The organism is uncultured Maribacter sp., assembly GCF_947495965.1.
Taxonomy (GTDB): domain Bacteria; phylum Bacteroidota; class Bacteroidia; order Flavobacteriales; family Flavobacteriaceae; genus Maribacter_B.
This window is the reverse complement of record NZ_CANMBB010000030.1, coordinates 1-352: the sequence shown is the minus strand read 5'-3', so window position 1 is coordinate 352 and position 352 is coordinate 1. Positions and strand designations below refer to the sequence as shown.

At 36.6% G+C, this 352-nt stretch carries 1 protein-coding gene; it reads left to right on the top strand.

Features of this window, described 5'->3' with window-relative positions; translation table 11 throughout:
• The coding region (locus Q0820_RS16920) for a hypothetical protein (RefSeq protein ID WP_298489479.1) at positions 1–352 on the top strand (352 nt) is incomplete at both ends.

The following is a 352-nucleotide window of genomic DNA, read 5'->3' as shown; positions in this document are numbered from 1 at the left end:
GGAGGTACAAATGGTCAGGTATTATCAACAGACGGCAGCGGGGTATATACTTGGATAGATGATAATGGAGGAACAGACAGTCAAGATTTACAATTTAGTAGTAATGAGATTAGTTTAACAGGCGATCCAGATAATACTACTATAGATTTAAGTCCTTATGTAAATAATGACACGAATGAGATACAAGATTTAAGTTTAACGGGAGATAACTTAACGTTAACCAATGATCCGACGGCAACAGCTATAGATTTATCGGATTATAGAGAGACTGTAGTAGGTACAAACGATATAACCGTTACTAATGATGGAAATGGGAACTACACAGTAGATTATACCGATGGCGATAGTGATG